16 protein-coding genes are annotated in these 16,883 nt (G+C 48.0%); 9 read left to right on the top strand and 7 right to left on the bottom strand.

The window, feature by feature from the left end; genetic code table 11:
* Positions 1-108: 108 nt before the first annotated feature.
* Positions 109-438: a YtrH family sporulation protein gene (locus NLX74_RS01735; protein ID WP_013309582.1), complete on the top strand. Its 330-nt coding sequence runs from the start codon at positions 109-111 to the stop codon at positions 436-438.
* 12 nt (positions 439-450) lie between these two features.
* Positions 451-948 (top strand): sporulation membrane protein YtrI, encoded by a 498-nt coding sequence (locus NLX74_RS01730; protein WP_061831708.1) that lies wholly within the window; start codon positions 451-453, stop codon positions 946-948.
* A gap of 44 nt (positions 949-992) precedes the next feature.
* On the opposite strand, the gene NLX74_RS01725 is transcribed toward NLX74_RS01730, so the two are convergent.
* The 3 genes from NLX74_RS01725 to NLX74_RS01715 all read right to left on the bottom strand — a co-directional run bounded on the left by NLX74_RS01725 (position 993) and on the right by NLX74_RS01715 (position 3,229).
* A complete protein-coding gene (locus tag NLX74_RS01725) occupies positions 993-2,327 on the bottom strand; it encodes a DRTGG domain-containing protein (RefSeq protein WP_250267953.1) in 1,335 nt (444 codons plus the stop codon).
* Between the two features lie 203 nt (positions 2,328-2,530).
* Positions 2,531-2,812, bottom strand: coding sequence for a hypothetical protein (locus NLX74_RS01720; RefSeq protein WP_254327779.1), 282 nt, complete (start codon positions 2,810-2,812; stop codon positions 2,531-2,533).
* A gap of 72 nt (positions 2,813-2,884) precedes the next feature.
* Positions 2,885-3,229: a YlbF/YmcA family competence regulator gene (locus NLX74_RS01715; protein WP_025685398.1), complete on the bottom strand. Its 345-nt coding sequence runs from the start codon at positions 3,227-3,229 to the stop codon at positions 2,885-2,887.
* A 162-nt stretch (positions 3,230-3,391) separates the two neighbouring features.
* On the opposite strand from NLX74_RS01715, the gene NLX74_RS01710 reads away from it, so the two are divergent.
* From NLX74_RS01710 to NLX74_RS01685, 6 genes are read left to right on the top strand one after another with little or no spacing between them, the layout of a single operon-like run.
* Positions 3,392-4,762, top strand: coding sequence for a YheC/YheD family endospore coat-associated protein (locus NLX74_RS01710; RefSeq protein WP_254327778.1), 1,371 nt, complete (start codon positions 3,392-3,394; stop codon positions 4,760-4,762).
* A gap of 43 nt (positions 4,763-4,805) precedes the next feature.
* Positions 4,806-5,960, top strand: a complete 1,155-nt coding sequence (locus NLX74_RS01705; protein ID WP_254327777.1) for a YheC/YheD family endospore coat-associated protein — start codon at positions 4,806-4,808, stop codon at positions 5,958-5,960.
* Positions 5,961-5,972: 12 nt separating this feature from the next.
* Positions 5,973-7,343 carry a YheC/YheD family endospore coat-associated protein gene (locus NLX74_RS01700; RefSeq protein ID WP_254327776.1) on the top strand — a complete coding sequence of 457 codons (1,371 nt, stop codon included), beginning with the start codon at positions 5,973-5,975 and terminating at the stop codon, positions 7,341-7,343.
* Complete coding sequence (locus NLX74_RS01695) at positions 7,340-8,449, top strand: YheC/YheD family endospore coat-associated protein (protein ID WP_235307961.1); 1,110 nt, start codon at positions 7,340-7,342, stop codon at positions 8,447-8,449. The genes NLX74_RS01700 and NLX74_RS01695 overlap by 4 nt, the downstream gene beginning before the upstream one ends.
* 16 nt (positions 8,450-8,465) lie before the next feature.
* Positions 8,466-8,981, top strand: coding sequence for a GNAT family protein (locus NLX74_RS01690; protein ID WP_061831701.1), 516 nt, complete (start codon positions 8,466-8,468; stop codon positions 8,979-8,981).
* Positions 8,963-10,153 (top strand): YheC/YheD family endospore coat-associated protein, encoded by a 1,191-nt coding sequence (locus NLX74_RS01685; RefSeq protein ID WP_254327775.1) that lies wholly within the window; start codon positions 8,963-8,965, stop codon positions 10,151-10,153. The genes NLX74_RS01690 and NLX74_RS01685 overlap by 19 nt, the downstream gene beginning before the upstream one ends.
* A 102-nt stretch (positions 10,154-10,255) precedes the next feature.
* Here the strand turns inward: NLX74_RS01685 and NLX74_RS01680 are convergent, their stop codons facing one another.
* The 3 genes from NLX74_RS01680 to NLX74_RS01670 form a co-directional block, all read right to left on the bottom strand.
* The gene (locus tag NLX74_RS01680) at positions 10,256-10,957 is read right to left on the bottom strand and encodes an HAD family hydrolase (RefSeq protein WP_235307959.1); all 702 of its coding nucleotides are present in this window, start codon (positions 10,955-10,957) and stop codon (positions 10,256-10,258) included.
* An 84-nt stretch (positions 10,958-11,041) separates the two neighbouring features.
* Positions 11,042-11,704 (bottom strand): class I SAM-dependent methyltransferase, encoded by a 663-nt coding sequence (locus tag NLX74_RS01675; RefSeq protein ID WP_254327774.1) that lies wholly within the window; start codon positions 11,702-11,704, stop codon positions 11,042-11,044.
* A 25-nt stretch (positions 11,705-11,729) separates the two neighbouring features.
* Complete coding sequence (locus NLX74_RS01670) at positions 11,730-14,537, bottom strand: bifunctional glycosyltransferase/class I SAM-dependent methyltransferase (RefSeq protein WP_254327773.1); 2,808 nt, start codon at positions 14,535-14,537, stop codon at positions 11,730-11,732.
* A 429-nt stretch (positions 14,538-14,966) separates the two neighbouring features.
* Here NLX74_RS01670 and NLX74_RS01665 point away from each other — a divergent pair, with 429 nt between their 5' ends.
* Entirely contained in the window at positions 14,967-16,040 is a 1,074-nt protein-coding gene (locus NLX74_RS01665) for a glycosyltransferase (RefSeq protein WP_235307956.1), read from the top strand.
* A 273-nt stretch (positions 16,041-16,313) separates the two neighbouring features.
* Here the strand turns inward: NLX74_RS01665 and NLX74_RS01660 are convergent, their stop codons facing one another.
* Positions 16,314-16,883: a manganese catalase family protein gene (locus NLX74_RS01660; RefSeq protein WP_061831696.1), complete on the bottom strand. Its 570-nt coding sequence runs from the start codon at positions 16,881-16,883 to the stop codon at positions 16,314-16,316.

The raw sequence follows: 16,883 nt of genomic DNA, 5'->3' as shown, positions 1-16,883 counted from the left end.
TCTTCAAACTATTTTATCATATCCGCGTTAGTAGCGCCCATAGAATAAAAGTACAGACCTCGGCGGACAAGCGCGGTCCTGATTCGTATACCTAAGGAGGAAAAGAGCATGAGCACTTTTATATCCAAAGCGATTCTCGACTTCTTCATTGCCTTCGGCATCGTGCTCGGGGGAGCCATGCTCGGCGGAATGGGAGCTGTGGTATCGCTTCAGCCGCCAACCCAGACGATGCTGGAGGTTGCCGGAAGAATTAAAATATGGGCGCTTGCCGCCGCTGTGGGGGGAACGATGGACCCGATCCGGGTCATTGAAAGCAATATGTTGGATGGTAATTTGTCACCTGCCATTAAGCAGATATTGTATTTGATTTTCGCCTTTTTAGGCGCTCATATGGGTGCAGAGCTGGTCAAGTGGGTATGCGGCAACGGACGACCGTGAGGTGAAACGACTATGAGAGTCCCCCCTTTTGAGCGCCTGCGCCCTTTTATGCAATTATCCTCTGTCTTTGTACTCGGTATGATTACGGGAGGAATGATCTACAATGCCATCTGGCATGCCAGCTTCAATCAGCTGTGGACGAACAACCAGGATCTTCAATTCCAGCTCCAGCAAGCCGAGGAAGACAACAAAACATTGCGCAAATACAGCAAGCGCCAAACCGTTGTCAAAGAAATCAAGCTGATCGCGGAGGAAGCTTCGGCCGAAAAAATTGATTCTATCAACCTGAAGGAACTTCTTCGCCGTGTCAGTCGTGATCTGGAGGTGCTGCGGGGCAGAGACATGTTCGAAATTGACTCTGACAGCAAGCTGGTACGTATGTTGCTGCACCAAAAAAAATACACCGTTCGTGACAAGGAGTATACGATCCAGGTCAAAACGATGCTTGTAATGGAAGGGGTGCTGCAAATTTGGCTGGAAGCAAAAGAAAGACTGCCTGAAAGCCACTAAGTCGATCTATTCGACTTCACACCCTGCTCTGATCCATAGGTAGACTAACCATGTTCAATGGATTGAAGTGTCATCACTGCTTTGCATACCAAATGGTTTTCCCGTGAAATTGCAATTTCTAGCTTGCAGGTGCGGCGACTCAGCTCGAGCAGCAACGGACGAAGAACGACAGCATCCTCTATCTGTACGGGTCTAATAAAATAAGTCGTCAAATTGTCCAGCACATAATCCTTGCCGGTCATGTCTCTAGCTACCCGGTAGCCCGCTTGTGTCATCACGTTGACTAGTACGCCTTCCGAGATCGTACCTAAATTGGTCGCCATCTGTGGAATAATAAAACCGCGAAAAAATAACGATCCGTCCTCATTACGCTCTTCAGCAAATCCGTTCCAGATCAACTGGTCGAACGTCTCGCCAAGTTGTGGCTGCTTTTGGGCGTTACGCAGCGCCTCCAGCACCTCACGCCGTGTAACGGACCCAAGCAGCTTGCGGTTACGGTCCACGACCGGCAAATAATCTACACCTTCCCACGCCATCATTTGCGCGGCAGAAGCCAGCGAGGTCTGGTAGGTGACCGTTATCGGATTGCGGATCAGACATTTATCCATCGTATGCTCAGGTAGAAGCCCCTCCACATCTTTGCGGCTGACGATACCAATTAAACGATTCCATTCATCCACTATTGCAAAATGATGATGTCCGGTCGTCACCGAAAGTTCTTCAAACTCGGTAAGCGTGCTGTTGATTTTCAAGGTCAACGTTTTCGGTTTGCCTGCCGCAATGTCTTCAATCAGCATAATTTTCTTTTTGATCAAGCGGTCAAATATGGCTCTATTAATCATAGATGCCACTGTAAAAGTATCATGGCGTGAGGAAATAATCGGCAGACTAATCTGATCTGCGAGCTGCTTAACCTCTCGGCTCGTACCGAAGCCCCCTGTAATCAGCACACCGGCCCCCTGCTCCAATGCAAGTGAATGCGCATCCTCACGGTTACCTACGATTAGCAAACTACCTGCGTCAATATAACGGGCCATAGCTTCCTCGCGCATCGCTCCGATCACATACTTGTGCAAGGGCTTCTCCAGCCCCTCACTTCCGCCCAGCACATGTCCCTCTACAATATTTACGACATCTGCAAAGGTCAGCTGCTCGGACAAGCCGCGCGGTCGCTTCTCCACTCGTACTGTTCCGATCCGTTCCTTGGTAATGACGATTCCCAGGTTCTCGGCTTCTTTCACGGCCCGATAGGCCGTTCCTTCGCTGACACTCATTTCTTTAGCCAACCTGCGCACAGAAATTTTGGAGCCTATTTTCAACTGCTCGATATGTCGCAATAGCTGCTCATGCTTCGTAACTGTTTCATCTAGCCCGTCCAACTCTGTTACACCCCCAACGTTCAATCTGTATCATTCTGTATCTATTATAGCACAATATCCCTATATTTTAGACCCTTGTTCATTTTGACTTCTCCGCTTTGCAAATAGCAAAAAAAGCGATCCCCTCTTTTACAAGGGATCGCTTCTTACTATGATTGATTTGTCATCTGGGAGACAAGCCCAGGACAAGCTGAAAAAACTCACTACATGCTGCCTTTGTCAGCTTTTTTATCCCATCTCATCTGCCACTGCTGCATTTTGGCCCGTCGCACACGCTCCAGCGTTTTGCGCTTTTCCTCATCCACACCCAGCAAAAAATGCATGTTTGCTCCGATGACTAGCAGCGCAAAAAGTACCCATACCATTCCAAAGCCGTTGACCCAGTTCAAACCGCCTGCAAGCGAGATGCGTGGTAACGCGATCAAAACCATAGCCAATGCAATGAGTGTGTACAAACCGTGTTTCCATTTTTTGAAAGAACCCAATCGTATCCCTTCCTCTCCCTGTGACTCTATGTATCTAGTCTATGAGAGGACAGGAAGGAATATGAGACAAACTTACAGAGATGAACCGTACAAATGTTGAAGGCTGTCTGCAATAATTTTGTTAACGTCCTCAATAATCACGCTCAGGCGACGTTCAGCGTCGAACAGACGACGGATGTTGAGGTTCAAGCTAAGTACCTCAAACAGCTTCTCCATCTTTTCCATCTCTTCCTGTGCTGGCATATCGCCGCTCATCATGCGTTGCTGTACTTCCATTTGGCGTTCACGGAAATCGTCGAGCATTTTCTTAGCTTCTGGATCGGTTTCGATCAGCTTCATCGCTGACGTAATTTCCTCTACCTCTTTGCTTTCCTTCAATGCTTTCGCTAAATCATGGGCTTTGTCATAGATGTTCATGATTGTTTATTCCTCCAATACAAGTTTAGTGTCAACATTTCACATTGTCCGTCAATCACCAAGGGATATATGTCCTCATATGATGAATCAGTGCTATTACAGCCCATTCACGTTTCCCGTTACTTTCAAGACATCAAGTTGCTGCCCGGAAGGAGATCCACGATGTCCATCAAAAAAACAACGATTCAAATCATCGGATCGGGCATCTTGCAGGATGACGTACTCATGGTCGGCGAGTCCCTGCTTCGCAAATGGAAAATATCCGCTGGCCACCCCGTTCAGCTCGCCTTCGGTTCGTTCCGCCAAGAGGTTACCGTCATATCGGTGCCCCGCTACAGCGGCCTACGTGTGGGAAGCGTGCTAGCCCGAAAAATGGGGCTTCATGCCAATTGTGATCTGCGAGTAACCTACAGCCGAGGTCGCCGGACACTTCGAGTGGGCCCACTTATTAGCGTGCTGGTCAGTCGGGACTATCCCGAACAGCCCGACAAGCCTTTCGGGCCGATCACCCTGTTCTGCCGTGAACTAGTCGGGGAATGCCGCAGACAAGGAGCATATGTGTATTTTTTCACCCCGGAGCATATCGGAAGTCAGCCCGGGCGAGTTCAGGGATGGGTGTATGACGGAGGCTGGAAAAAGACGGTCATGCCCGCCGGCGATGTCGTCAATAATCGTCTTACCTCCCGTAAACTCGAGAACAGAACTAGCGTACAGCATTTCATGAAAGAAGTAAAATCGCAGTACGGCACAACCATTTTTAACGAAAAGTTTCTGGATAAAAATGAAGTATTTGATGCGCTTAAATCAAATTCTTCCCTGCGCAAGTATTTACCCGAGTCCCACTTGCTGCAAACCTTTGCTGTTTTCAAAAAAATGTGCAACCAGTATCCCGCTGTTTTTCTCAAGCCAGTGCGCGGAAGCCTAGGTAAAGGCATAATGCGCATTAACAAACAAACGGATGGTACCTTTTCGGTGCTATCCACAACAGCGGGCACACCCCGCAAGCAAATGTATGCCAACGTCGATAAACTGTACAAAAGCTTAGCGGGAAAAATGAAAACAACACGCTTTCAACTCCAACAGGGACTTACCTTGATTGATCACGGTAAGCGTCCGGTCGACTTTCGTGCGCTTGTACAGAAAAATTCGTCCGGGACTTGGACCGTAACATCCATTGTCGCCCGGATCGCCGGAGGCAGCCACTTTGTGTCCAATCTGGCAAGAGGCGGCACGCTGAGTACAGTCAAGGAAGCACTTGCCAAAACCACGCTGCCCGCAACCGTTAAATCGAATGGGCATACCTCTCTCAAAACAGCAGCACTGGATATCGCAAGCGGAGTAGAAAAAGCGATTCCCGCCCATTTCGCAGAATTTGGTATAGATCTGGCAATAGACAGCACGGGGCGCATCTGGTTGCTGGAGGTCAATTCGAAGCCATCGAAGAATGACAACACGCCGTTAAATGATCAGAAAACTCGCCCGTCCGTAAAAAAAATGATTGAATACTGCTGTTATTCAGCCGGCTTCAAATGAATTCACCTCTTCCAGAGTCTGGCTGTCAAAGGAGCTGTTGTCGGTGTCTCTTGTTGTGCCAGGCACGCTGGGCGTGCTTGTTAGCCGGAATCAGGCTGCCACTCCCCCTATTACTGAAGCCGATTTTTGCCGCAGGCTAAGTCTGTTGGGCAGGCGCTCTGGTCTTAGCGTAATGGCGTTTACCGCCGAAGGAGTTTCATTTGAAGATCACTCCATACGAGGTTATGTTTACCGTAAAGGAGTATGGACATCCGGCCGCTTTCCGTTGCCGGATATTGTGTATAACCGCTGTCTCCATGCTCACGAGAGCCAGAATGTCAGGCGCACACTGGAAGATATGGCGGAGCAAAAATCGCGCAAGCTCATCTACTGGTCGCGTAACTTACCTGGCAAATGGCAGGTGTATCGCGCTTTGCATACGGTAGATAAAGTGCGTCCCTTTGTGCCGCCTACGGCGCCATACCGGGACACGATCCAGCTTGTGGAATGGCTACGACGCCATTCGGAGCTGTTTATGAAGCCACAGACCGGAACACATGGCAAGAGCACACTGTATCTCCGGCTGGCAGAAGGAGGCCAGGGACTACTTGTACAGGGTAGAGACTCCCGTAACCGCCCGTTCCGGCGCTTGTTTTCCGAATTGGATGCAGGATTGTCATGGGTCCACGGAATTGCACACAAACGCGCTTATATCGTGCAGCCTTATTTAAAATTAACAAGCCAAAGCAATCATCCCTTTGATGTTCGCGCACTCATGCAAAAGGATGGCAACGGCTATTGGCGCCTGACGGGCTTTGCCGTAAGAGAAGGCAGACAAGGAACTCTGACTTCTAATCTTCACGGTGGGGGCGAAGCCCATCCAGCTGAGCCTTACCTTCGTGAACAATTTGGCGCGGACACCACGCGTCTCATCATCGGGCAGATGATGGCGCTGTCCTTGACCATTACCAGGGCGCTGGAGGAACGTTATGGCCGCCTTGGCGAGTTGGGAATTGATTACGGTATTGACCGGAGCGGGAACATCTGGCTATTGGAGGTTAATTCCCGACCTGGCCGGGCCTCCTTTTTTCAGACCCGTCAGCCAGAGTGCGCTTTCCAGTCGGTCAACCGCCCGCTCGAATATGCTCGATATTTAATGACCCATTCCAAAGCGACAGGGCCAAAGGGCGCGGGCGCCTCCCTTGAACATACGGTATAGGAGGATAAACAGATGAGTTTAACGCATTGCAATGTGCATTTCTCACAGCAGCCCGACAAGGTGGCGTATATATCCACTTCCTTGTTGAAAAGCCTTAAATTATCCGGAGCCAAGTCCGTACGTCTGCGGCTCGGTAAGGATCAGATTCCCGCTACAGTAAAACCCATTCAGAAGGCGGGACGCCATCTATACTTGACCTCCGGCTTACGTAATGCAATCCGTGTTCCCAAAAGCGGGGCCATCTATTTGCGAAATCTGGATGGGGATATACAGCTAGGGCCGTTGATTGGCGTGCTGTCTGACGGTACCAACTCCACCACTCGCCCTTTCGGATCACGCACAGGCTTTATTAAGCAATTGCTGAAGGAAGGCAGCAAAAAATCTTATATTTTTGCCTTCACCCCTCGGGATATTAACTGGCAAAATGATACGATTAACGGCTATTTTCTGTCTTCCAGCGGGGAATTCACACGTAAACTTGTACCTCTGCCGGACGTAATTTATAATCGTTTGCCGAGCCGACGCTCTGATTTTTCCCCGGCGATCAATCAACTACGCGAACGCTTTTCCCGCAAACGAATTCCCTTCTTTAACTGGAGCTTTTTCAATAAGTCCGATATCTATAATCTGCTGGAAAATAATCCAGATGTTAACCGCTATGTCCCTGAATCATATATGAATCCCAGCTCTGAACGTATCCGAGGTATGTTGGAGCGACATCAATTTGCTTATTACAAGCCAAGTGGAGGCAGCCTAGGCAAAGGAATCTACCGTCTGTCCCATGTTCCCAAGCAAGGCTATTTTGTGAGGTACCGTAAGAAAAATAGCAATGTATTGCTAAAATTCGCCTCTTTTAACTCCATGCTCAGGATGCTTCACTCCAATCAGGGACAGATGTTAAAGGGTTACGTCATTCAACAGGGTATCCAGCTGATCGAGATTGACAATTGCCCGATTGATTTCCGATTTCACATGCATAAAAATGGGAATAATCAATGGGTCGTCGTCGGCATTGGAGCCAAAAAAGCCGGACGCGGCAGTGTCACGACCCACATCAAAAACGGTGGCTCCCTTATGACACCTGAACAGGCGTTAAACCGGGTATTCGGAGACCGGGCGGGTGAAGTGCTCCAGCGTGCCAAGAACGTAGCAGTTACGCTCGCAGAAGCCATTGAATACCATCACCAGCATCTACTGGGTGAAATCGGCTTTGATCTGGGTATTGATCAGGATGAAAAGGTATGGATGTTTGAAGCCAACTCCAAGCCAGGCCGATCCATTTTTCAGCATCCATCGTTGCGTGCGGAGGGTAAAGCATCCGTGGAGCATATTTTGGACCACTGTCTTTACCTCAGTAAATTCCGCAGAAAAGAGGAACTATGAATACCCGGGCGGAGCATAAGCCAGTCGTTGCTGTATTGACAGTGCACGACGAAGAACAATTCTTCAAGGGCAATCAGCGCAATTTCAGGGATATTCTTGAAACGGGAACACGGATGGGCTATCAGGTGTACATTGTTACCGTCAGGGACCTGAAACTGGCAGACGAAACGGTTAAGGGCTACGTTTTCAACAAGAGTTTACAGACGTGGGAGGAACAGAATTTTCCACCTCCACAGGTCATTTATAATCGCATCCCCAATCGTAATTATGAACTTAAAACCTCTGTGCGCACAAAGTTGGATGAAATTTCACATGCTTCAGACATTGAGCTGTACAATCCAGGCTTTTTTAACAAATGGGAACTGTTCAAGTGGTTGCGTACCTCGGAAACCACTCGTCAGCTTGTTCCGGCAACCAAACGGTTAAGCAACCTGTCTTCCTTAGGAAAAATGCTGTCTGCGTATCCATACCTGTATCTCAAACCGGAAAACGGTAAGGCCGGAAAAGGGATTATGATTCTTAAATTCCGCCCAGAACATCTAATGGCTTACAGACTGACCATTCAGCATGACAAAAAAAGTGTAACCTACAGATCTGTATCGCTATCCCGGCTGTGGGGACGTATCCGCCGGGAAGCGGGCAACTCGCCTTATATCATTCAACAGGGCATCGATCTGGCAACCTATCAGAAAAAACCCTTCGACCTGCGTATCCTGGTACAAAAAAATATCCGTGGCTCCTGGAGTATAACCGGGGTCGGTGCCAGACTGGCGGGTAAAGGGAGCATTACCACACATGTCCCGCGTGGCGGGAGTGTAGAGGACCCGTTCAAGCTACTGTCCTCACTGTTTGGGCCTGAGGACAGCACGGATCTACTGAACAAAGTTAAAAGTACGGCCATACAGATTGCACGTCAAATTGAACGCGCATCCGGTCTTTCTCATGGCGAAATGTCCATGGATTTGGGCGTGGATACACTCGGAACCCTCTGGTTTTTTGAGGCCAATGCCAAACCGATGAAATTTGACGAGCCGGAAATCCGCCAAAAGTCGCTTAGACGCATATTCCAGTACAGCTCCTTTTTGGCCGGACGAATGAAATCATGATCAAGGAAGTGGAATCATGCCGCAAATTAGCGATGTTCAACATTTGCCTGCCCGGAGCTGGCTGCTGAGACGACGACAGTTACTGTTTCTGGCCCGCAGCTCAGGGGGCATGCGCATTACTCGTAATGCTCTGCGGCAGTTGGCTGTTTTGACGCCGGAGCAATTGAACACCCCTGGTTCCTCTCTCCTGTGCGCATATGTGCGCACGGAGAAGGGGCTGCGGATTGCGGGATTTTCCCTCGCTCTGAATTACGGGAAGGATGCTTGCATCGTAATTGTTCGTCCGCTTTACCGGGGCCGCAGACTGGGCGCTAGACTGCTGTCCGCCCAGCTCAAACAGCTGCGCCGTCTGACGTGCAGCGTAGCCGCCGACAATATGGCCAGTCTCAAAACCTGTTTCCGTGCTGGACTGGTTGCGCATGAAATGACGACTGGACCGACCGGGAAACCCACGCTGATATTTCACGGGGAGTTATCCCAAGATAAGCAGACGGCAGAGGAAGGTGGAATGCTGTGCCAAAACCTGTCCTAGGCATCATGACCTTGTATTTAAACAACAAGAAGCAATTGGAGGAACGCGACATATATGAGCGCATGATTGCAGAAGGGAAAAGACTGGGACTGGATATGTATGTATTCACTCCTGCAGATGTCCATAAGGATCGAAGGCTGCTCCTTGCCCAAATCTATGATCCACACAGCGGAAAATGGAGCCGAAAGTGGCGAGAGTTCCCAGATATGATTTTCGACCGTTGCCGGGTACAGCGCAGTGAACGATATCGTCAGTTGAAGCAGTTTCGATTGCAATATACAGACCTTGTATATTTAAACCGACCGCTGAGTAACAAGTGGGTCATTCATCAGCAGCTTGCAAGAAGGTCTGCCTTTCGCTCCCATTTGCCTGCAACAGAGCTGTTCAATGGATTTCATAGTGTAAAACGGATGCTCAAACAGAATTCATTAGTGTACCTCAAGCCGATTAACGGTACGGGAGGCCGCGGCATTTTACGTATTGAACCTGTTAACAAGCAAGGTGGCCTGTATCTGATTGAAGGCCGCAATCGCAAACGCCATATTATTCCCCAGCAGCGGGTACGTCTAGACCGTCTGGAGCCGCGTCTGAGCAGCTGGAACATGGATAACTACATTGTTCAGGAAGGCATTCCTGTGCAGTTGCCGAATGGCAGGGTCCATGATTACCGTATGCTGGTGCAGAAAAATAGCCAAGGAGTATGGGAGCTAACCGGATGCGCCGGACGAATTGGGGCACATCGGAGTGTTACTTCCAACCTGCATGGTGGAGGCAAGGCGGTACCGATGAACCAATTGCTGACGCAATGGATTCGTGATGAGAGCCGTAGAGAGAAAATCATCAAGCAGGGGGAAAAACTCGGACTGGACATCGCTGCGTATCTGGAAGAAAGCTACGGGGCATTGTGCGAGCTTGCGCTCGATTTGGCAATTAATAAGGACGGTCATATATACGTGCTGGAAGTCAACCCGAAACCAGCCCGCGAGGTATTTTCACGTATTGGAGAAAAAGATACCTATCGCCGTTCCATCGCCAAGCCCATGGAATATGCCTTGTGGGTCTACCACACACAAATTAATCCAAAGCCTCAGACGGACTACAAAGCAGAAGATAAAACAGAAGATAAAGCAGAGAGTAAGACTGAGAATAAGACAAAGGAAGGCTCCGCGTAAAGTGGCTGCCTTCCTTTCTTTTTCGTCTGCCCGACAGTGCTAGCATGTTTTATTTATATGGTACGTCAAGCCTATTTATAACCATTAACCTGTGTTTCACAGTTACTCGGCGTTTTTATAAAGTGTAAGCAGTTGCGTAAAGTCCGTAATAATTGCATCAGACCCCTTCAACTCATCGTTCACGCCAAATCCAGCATAAGCACAACCGATCACCGTCTGTCCGTTCTTTTTGCCTGCTTCCACATCTGAGGAGCGATCTCCTACCATCCATACATTCGAAATATCGTGCTTGCTCAACAGAATTTCCAGCAAATTCACTTTGGAAAGCGTGCTGTACTCCCCAGCGCTGTACAGTCCTTCAAAAATGGGAACCATTTCATACGCAGCAGCGATCCCTTTTACATAATCCTCCAACCCGTTGCTGGCTACGAACAATCGGACACCTTTCTCATGAAGGGACTGAAGTGTTTCTTTTACATGTGGATACAGGGCATGACTTCCGCTCTTCAATCCCTCCAGCTCCAGCTGAAGCAGCAGCTCGTCCGCTCTTCTGTGGGCCGCTTCGCTGGCTTCCGGCATCACTCTTCTCCAGATTTCATCCAGCAACATACCCAAACTATTCAAAATAAGCTCCTCGGGAGGAGTCTCTCCTTCATAAAGCCCTTCGGCGCGCAGCGTATCAAACAGCTTGTGGTACGCAGGAAGCAATAGCGTCTCCGTCTGAAAAAGTGTACCGTCCATATCAAATACCATAGCCTCAGGTTTCTTCAACACAGGTGCATTGTTCATGTAGTTATCAGTCATTCCTTTCCTATGTAGGTTTACAACTCTAACCCCTCTCATGATAAGCAATAAGAGAGGTCCGTGTAAACCTCATTGCGCATACCGCTAACTCTTATATTTTTTTAAAACAGTCCTAAAACAATGCAGACCGCCCCACATATCCGTGTGTAGAGCCCCCCGTGGAAGCTTGAGATCCACACCATTCCAATACGAAAACCCTGCCTGCTCTATCCATTGCTCCATCGCTGATAAGTCCACTGTAGGATAATCAAACGTAAGCAGAAGCACTCCGTCATCCCGTAAAGTTCGGTGAAATTCACGTAAGGCTGCCAAAGATTCATCAGGCGTTAAATGCTCCAGTACCGAGATACATACAATTTTGTCAAAACTGGCATCTTCATAGGGTAGAGCCGTCAGATTGGCATGTGCGGAGTGGAGACGAACTGGTAAAATCTCCTGAATGCGCTCGGCAGCCTCCTCTCCGATATCCCGCCGCACCTCGGCCAAAATGGCATCCACGGAAACGATCCGTATATCCAGATCGCAGGCATAGACCTCAGCGCAACGGCGGGCCAACTCAAATTTGAATGGATGAGGGATTCCACATGCTGCGTCCAGTACTGTATCTTGCCCAGACATAAATTGGAGACACCACTCATACTCATAGGGGCGACTCCACCAGCTTTGGGGGAGTCTGTAAATCATGTTGGAGGAGTTGGGGTCAGAATATACAAAAAAGCGAGACAGATACGGATCAGACATGTTCATGGATACTGCCTCCTTTTGGGGATGACTAAATTACCCTTGCGACACAGCACAGTTCATGACCCCGTTTCTCGCCTTGAAGTTTGGCCAACAATCCCATTTGCTCCGTAAGGGTAAGCTCACCGTACAAAGGATGGGCTTGCAGCAAGGCATCTAAACCAGAGGGAAGCTGGCGGGTGAACAAAGCCACCGGGCGCAAGCCGGACTTTGCCAGTAAGAGCGCAAGCGTATGCTCAGAATAATGATACAAATGATCTTCCTCCGTAAATAGAGGCGAGTAAACGCCATAAGCCTCATTGGTGAACGAATTTTTGTTGGGCACCGTAATATAGATCGTCCCGTCAGGTTGAAGCTGTTCGCGTAAATCTGTCAAAAATGCAACTGGGTCCGCAATATGCTCCAGCACATGCCAGCATGCTACGGCCTCGTATTTGTGATCCAGTGGTAAATCAGTATCTTCTTCGGCTTCTTCTACTTCATTCAATTCCTGTATTTCATGTGCTTCTTGGGTTTGAGTTTCTTCTTCGGCTTCATCGCCCCAGTAACCCGGCAATAAATCCACGTCATATTTGTATTTGGCGTAAGCACGCGAGTCTATGGAAGGTTCAATGCCCACTGCATCCCAGCCGGCTTGAAGGGCAGCATGGATAAATTCTCCGGTACCTGATCCAATCTCAAGCAATTTCCCTTTACCGGTACTGAACATATCCAGCAGCATGAGTCCAAAAAGGGCATGATCTCCATAAGTTGACGCTGCTGCACTATCCCGCATAGCAACCCATTTGGCATTATAAATCTCTGCAATCATATCTTCGGGCTGTATATGATCCACATCATTACGAAAAACCAATCCGCAGGAACCGCATCCCATCAAGGTAAAGCGTTCATAGCTATGAAATACTGCCGTGTCAGATGAGCCACACAGTTTGCATTTACTATAAAGTAAGTCCTTGGTTTCACTTTTTATTTGCAGATCGGAATTATCAATAACCTGGACACTCGAAATCTCGGCAACATCCATGTCGTTTACCTGGTGGGCAGCTTCATATTCTGGCGCAGTTTCTTCTTCTACATTTATGTTGTCCTGATTCACCCAGAGCGTGAGTCGGGGGTTCGGGTCCAAAATAGATTCATATTGCTCTTTCCAGCCATAACGAGCACTTGGATCAAGCAACTGGTAACGCTGAAATTTGGCCATGCGAATAGCAGGTGTATACCATCCCCAATGCTGGATGCGGTAGTTGCTGATTTCACTGGGAAGGTCAAGCACATTTTCGGGAAATCTCCCACAGTGCAAGGACTGCTCCTTCCATTTATAAGAGAACCCTTCCTTATATCGAATCAAAAAAGGACGGTAATACCGATGAGCCTGCCAATAATCATCATCGCGGTAATGCGTGGGAGACCACATATCAAACAACCTGAAACAAATCGTATCGGCTTTCGTTCCCGCTAACAACGAATGTACCCCTTGAGCAAAACGGGATTCGAACATTTCGTCAGCGTCCATGTTTAATATCCATTCGGGAGAGGAAGCCAACGTCTCTCTCCACTGCTGCTTACGCAGCTCTAATTCATTGGTAAAAGAAGCCGTTTCATTGCGTATTAAACGCAGTGGGATTCCCTTTAGGATCTCACGGCACAACTCTCCGCTATCATCCTGACTGCCATCATCAATAATGACCGCTTCATCAATATATTCCCGATGACTCCGCAGCACGTCAATGAGCTTGCGATCTGCCTCATTGTATACCGTCATAGTCAGCGTCAATTTGGGTTTGGAGACAGGCGGCGTATGAAGTTCACTTTGTCGTGGACCAGAGAATGTTTGTGGTACAGCAAAAGAATCTGCAGTGTACTTGGCAAAGACAGCTGACTCACGGAGATCATACGGTATAACAGGAGGTTCAGGGAACTTAGAGGGACTTGATGATGCAGAACGATTGAAGGCAGGAGAGTTAGTAGAAGTATCGGAGTGATCCAGATATGCTAAATGTTCTGAATGGTCCGTATGAACAGCACTCGTTGTAAAATACTTTAGGGCGAATAGTAGCTGCTCTGCTTTCATTCTGTCCGCTTCCCGGTACAGATGCATCGCCGGATAGTGTGTATCCACAAAAAGTGGAAATCCATATGCAGCTGCTCGAATACAAAAATGTCGATCTTCTCCCCAATAGGAAACGTTTTTGATTTTACCAAAGTGAATCCCTGCTTCCAGTGCACGTCTGCGAATTAGAGTACAAGCGCCTAGACCACCCACCTCGTACAAACCAGGAACATGCAATTGGTGTATGAAATGCAACTCGCGTTGCGCTCGCTCCTCTGCCGACAACACTTCGCCTTCTTCACGATGGAACAAATTATATTCATCACTAACCCACACCTGAGGCAATAGAGGCCCCTCCGGCTGCCAGCGTGTCCAGAAAATCTCAGATACAATGTCCTTCTCCGCCTCCACCAGCTTACATAAGGTACGGGAATGGAGAATCAGGTCTGAATCGACCAAAAACAGCGCGTCATAATTATGTTGAAGTGCATAATCAATAAGACGATTTTTAAAGCCAGCCACTTTCCAGACGAGGGCAGGCGGCCAATAATGAGTGTGCTCATCACTTCGATTCTCTACTTGCTGTGAGCCTGTCAACAAGGGTAAAACCCTGCCCGGCAGCCGATTGGAAAAATCGGCAAGCCATTGGCTTGAAGTCGGATTGTCATTATCATCGACAAATAAATAATCCGGCAGCACGTCAGGTGCCTCCAGTCGCTCCAAAGCTTGAAGAAATAAAGACAATATTTCCGGCTTCTGGTGCACCGGGCTACCGATTAGTATACGCATGATTCAACGCCTCCATCAGGTAGAAGCCTCATAAACCGTTCTCCCTCCATGTCCTAAGACATATCATAATTGCGACCAAGCGATATGGGAGTGAGCGTGGTATGAATGGACTTACACCTGGAAATTCAATGAAAACGACATCAATACCAAAATACAATCTTACCCTCCAGTTAACTGCCTTTTTTTCTGTTACCGGTTTTCTAACTACATTTAGCCATCAAATTTATTTCCCGGTCGCACTTGATAATATCGAATTTTGCACAATCTCCTCCTCTTCATATCAGACTTTGATTTTCTAATTTATTAGAGCAAGATTGAATTTATGATCATCACACATCCTCTAAACGATCCATAGGAATTACTACATAATGAGCAAGCTATCCTAATAAAATGGAGATTATACCAAGTTTTTTTGGGGGGACAAAGAGCATGGTAACTGTCAGCTTATGTATGATTGTCAAAAACGAAGAAGAAGCCCTTCATACCTGCCTGAAATCAGTCCATGATCTGGTGGATGAAATTATCATCGTTGACACTGGTTCTACAGACAGTACCCAAGAGGTCGCTGCATCGTTCAATGCTCGGGTATACAATTTTGAATGGTGCGATGATTTCTCCGCAGCCCGCAATTATGCGTTTGATCAGGCAACACAGGAATATCAATTTTGGCTGGATGCTGATGACATCCTAGAGGAGCAAGATCGACTGGCATTTCTCGACTGGAAAAAACAAGCCACCGTCTCCTATGACAGCATTACGATGGATTATGTACTATCTGTAGATGAACAGGGGCAGCCGCTGCATAAGCTCAAAAGAAACCGAATGGTGCGGCGTGATCGTAGATTCAGATGGATCGGCTTTGTGCACGAATTCCTGAATGTGACTGGCAGCACCTTTCACAGCAATATGGCAGTGACTCATAAAAAGACACGTGCCTACACTGACCGTAATTTACATATTTATCTCCAGCACCGGGAGAAAGGCACTGCATTTTCTGAGCGAGATCACTACTACTTCGCTAATGAACTATATGATAACGGACGCATACTAGAAGCCATCCAGCAGTACGAACACTATCTGGGGCTCGATCAAGGATGGATTGAGGATCGGATTGCTGCTTGTTTTAAGCTAGCAGATTGCTACGCTCACCAGGGTCAAAAACAGGAGCAGCGTATGGCACTGCTTCGCACACTCAACCTCGATGTACCACGCGCCCAGTTCTGCTGTGCCTTTGGCAATTTGTTCATTGAAGATGAGCAGTATACTCAAGCCATTTACTGGTTTCGTCAGGCGACGCTGATCGAGCCCCCACAGGATGTGATGGCCTTAACTAATTCGTCGTACTATACCTGGTTTCCACACTTGCAATTATGCCTGTGTTACGACCGAATCGGCGACATTGAAAAGGCAAAATCGCATCATCGCATAGCTCAGTTGCACCATCCTACTCATCCAAGCGTCTTATACAACGAGCAGTATTTTGCACAGCTAGAACAAAAATAAGTTTTCTGTCAGGGTGGTATGGAGTTTTTTTCCTTTGATGTGGCTACCTATCTAAATATTGAGGAAGGCTATCCTCTGCTTTGTATTTAAGCACAGTTTCTAGTCCAGACGTCCAAAAAATCCATCGTTCCAAGTAATTAATATTAGGGGATAGATGAATGTAAAAAAATAAAAAAGGGCCACCTGCACTTGAGGCTTGCAGATGGCCTTTCCTATTTGTAATAATATATAGAACAAGCTAACAATTTAAACCGTTGATGGTATAAAACTTTCTCAGAACACTTTCTTCCGGTCTCTTTCCCCCTTCAAAATTTCCACTGACTCACGGAAACGCAGCGAATGAATCACTTCACGTTCACGCAGAAACTTCAGACTATCCTGCAAATCCACATCGTCTGTCAGATCAATCAGCCACTGATATGTAGCTCGAGCCTTTTCCTCTGCCGCTATGTCCTCATATAGATCGGCAATCGGGTCCCCTTTGGCTTGAATATAGGCCGCCGTAAAAGGAACACCGCCGGCGTTTTGATAATATAGCGCATGATCGTGCGCCGCGTAATATTCCCCTAGCCCAGCTGCCTTCATTTGCTCCACGCTCGCATCCTTGGTCAGCTTATAAATCATAGTCGCAATCATCTCGAGATGCGCAAATTCCTCCGTGCCTATGTCGTTCAGTACGCCAATTACCTTATCGGGAATCGTATAGCGCTGATTCAGATAGCGCAATGCCGCTGCCAGTTCGCCATCCGCTCCACCATACTGCTCCATAAGCAGTTTGGCCATATGAGGATCACATTTGCTGACACGTACGGGATATTGCAGTTTTTTCTCATATACCCACAT

The sequence above is a fragment of the Paenibacillus sp. MZ03-122A genome (genome assembly GCF_024213325.1).
Taxonomy (GTDB): Bacteria; Bacillota; Bacilli; order Paenibacillales; family Paenibacillaceae; genus Paenibacillus; species Paenibacillus polymyxa_B.
This window is presented reverse-complemented; position numbering and strand designations above follow the sequence as displayed.

Excerpts from the sequence above, each read along its gene's own strand:
- NLX74_RS01735 (WP_013309582.1), top strand. The coding sequence starts at position 109 with ATGAGCACTTTTATATCCAAAGCGATTCTCGACTTCTTCATTGCCTTC.
- NLX74_RS01730 (WP_061831708.1), top strand. The coding sequence starts at position 451 with ATGAGAGTCCCCCCTTTTGAGCGCCTGCGCCCTTTTATGCAATTATCC.
- NLX74_RS01715 (WP_025685398.1), bottom strand. The coding sequence starts at position 3,229 with ATGAACATCTATGACAAAGCCCATGATTTAGCGAAAGCATTGAAGGAA.
- NLX74_RS01710 (WP_254327778.1), top strand. The coding sequence starts at position 3,392 with ATGTCCATCAAAAAAACAACGATTCAAATCATCGGATCGGGCATCTTG.
- NLX74_RS01700 (WP_254327776.1), top strand. The coding sequence starts at position 5,973 with ATGAGTTTAACGCATTGCAATGTGCATTTCTCACAGCAGCCCGACAAG.
- NLX74_RS01695 (WP_235307961.1), top strand. The coding sequence starts at position 7,340 with ATGAATACCCGGGCGGAGCATAAGCCAGTCGTTGCTGTATTGACAGTG.
- NLX74_RS01690 (WP_061831701.1), top strand. The coding sequence starts at position 8,466 with ATGCCGCAAATTAGCGATGTTCAACATTTGCCTGCCCGGAGCTGGCTG.
- NLX74_RS01680 (WP_235307959.1), bottom strand. The coding sequence starts at position 10,957 with ATGACTGATAACTACATGAACAATGCACCTGTGTTGAAGAAACCTGAG.
- NLX74_RS01675 (WP_254327774.1), bottom strand. The coding sequence starts at position 11,704 with ATGAACATGTCTGATCCGTATCTGTCTCGCTTTTTTGTATATTCTGAC.
- NLX74_RS01670 (WP_254327773.1), bottom strand. The coding sequence starts at position 14,537 with ATGCGTATACTAATCGGTAGCCCGGTGCACCAGAAGCCGGAAATATTG.
- NLX74_RS01665 (WP_235307956.1), top strand. The coding sequence starts at position 14,967 with ATGGTAACTGTCAGCTTATGTATGATTGTCAAAAACGAAGAAGAAGCC.
- NLX74_RS01660 (WP_061831696.1), bottom strand. The coding sequence starts at position 16,883 with ATGTGGGTATATGAGAAAAAACTGCAATATCCCGTACGTGTCAGCAAA.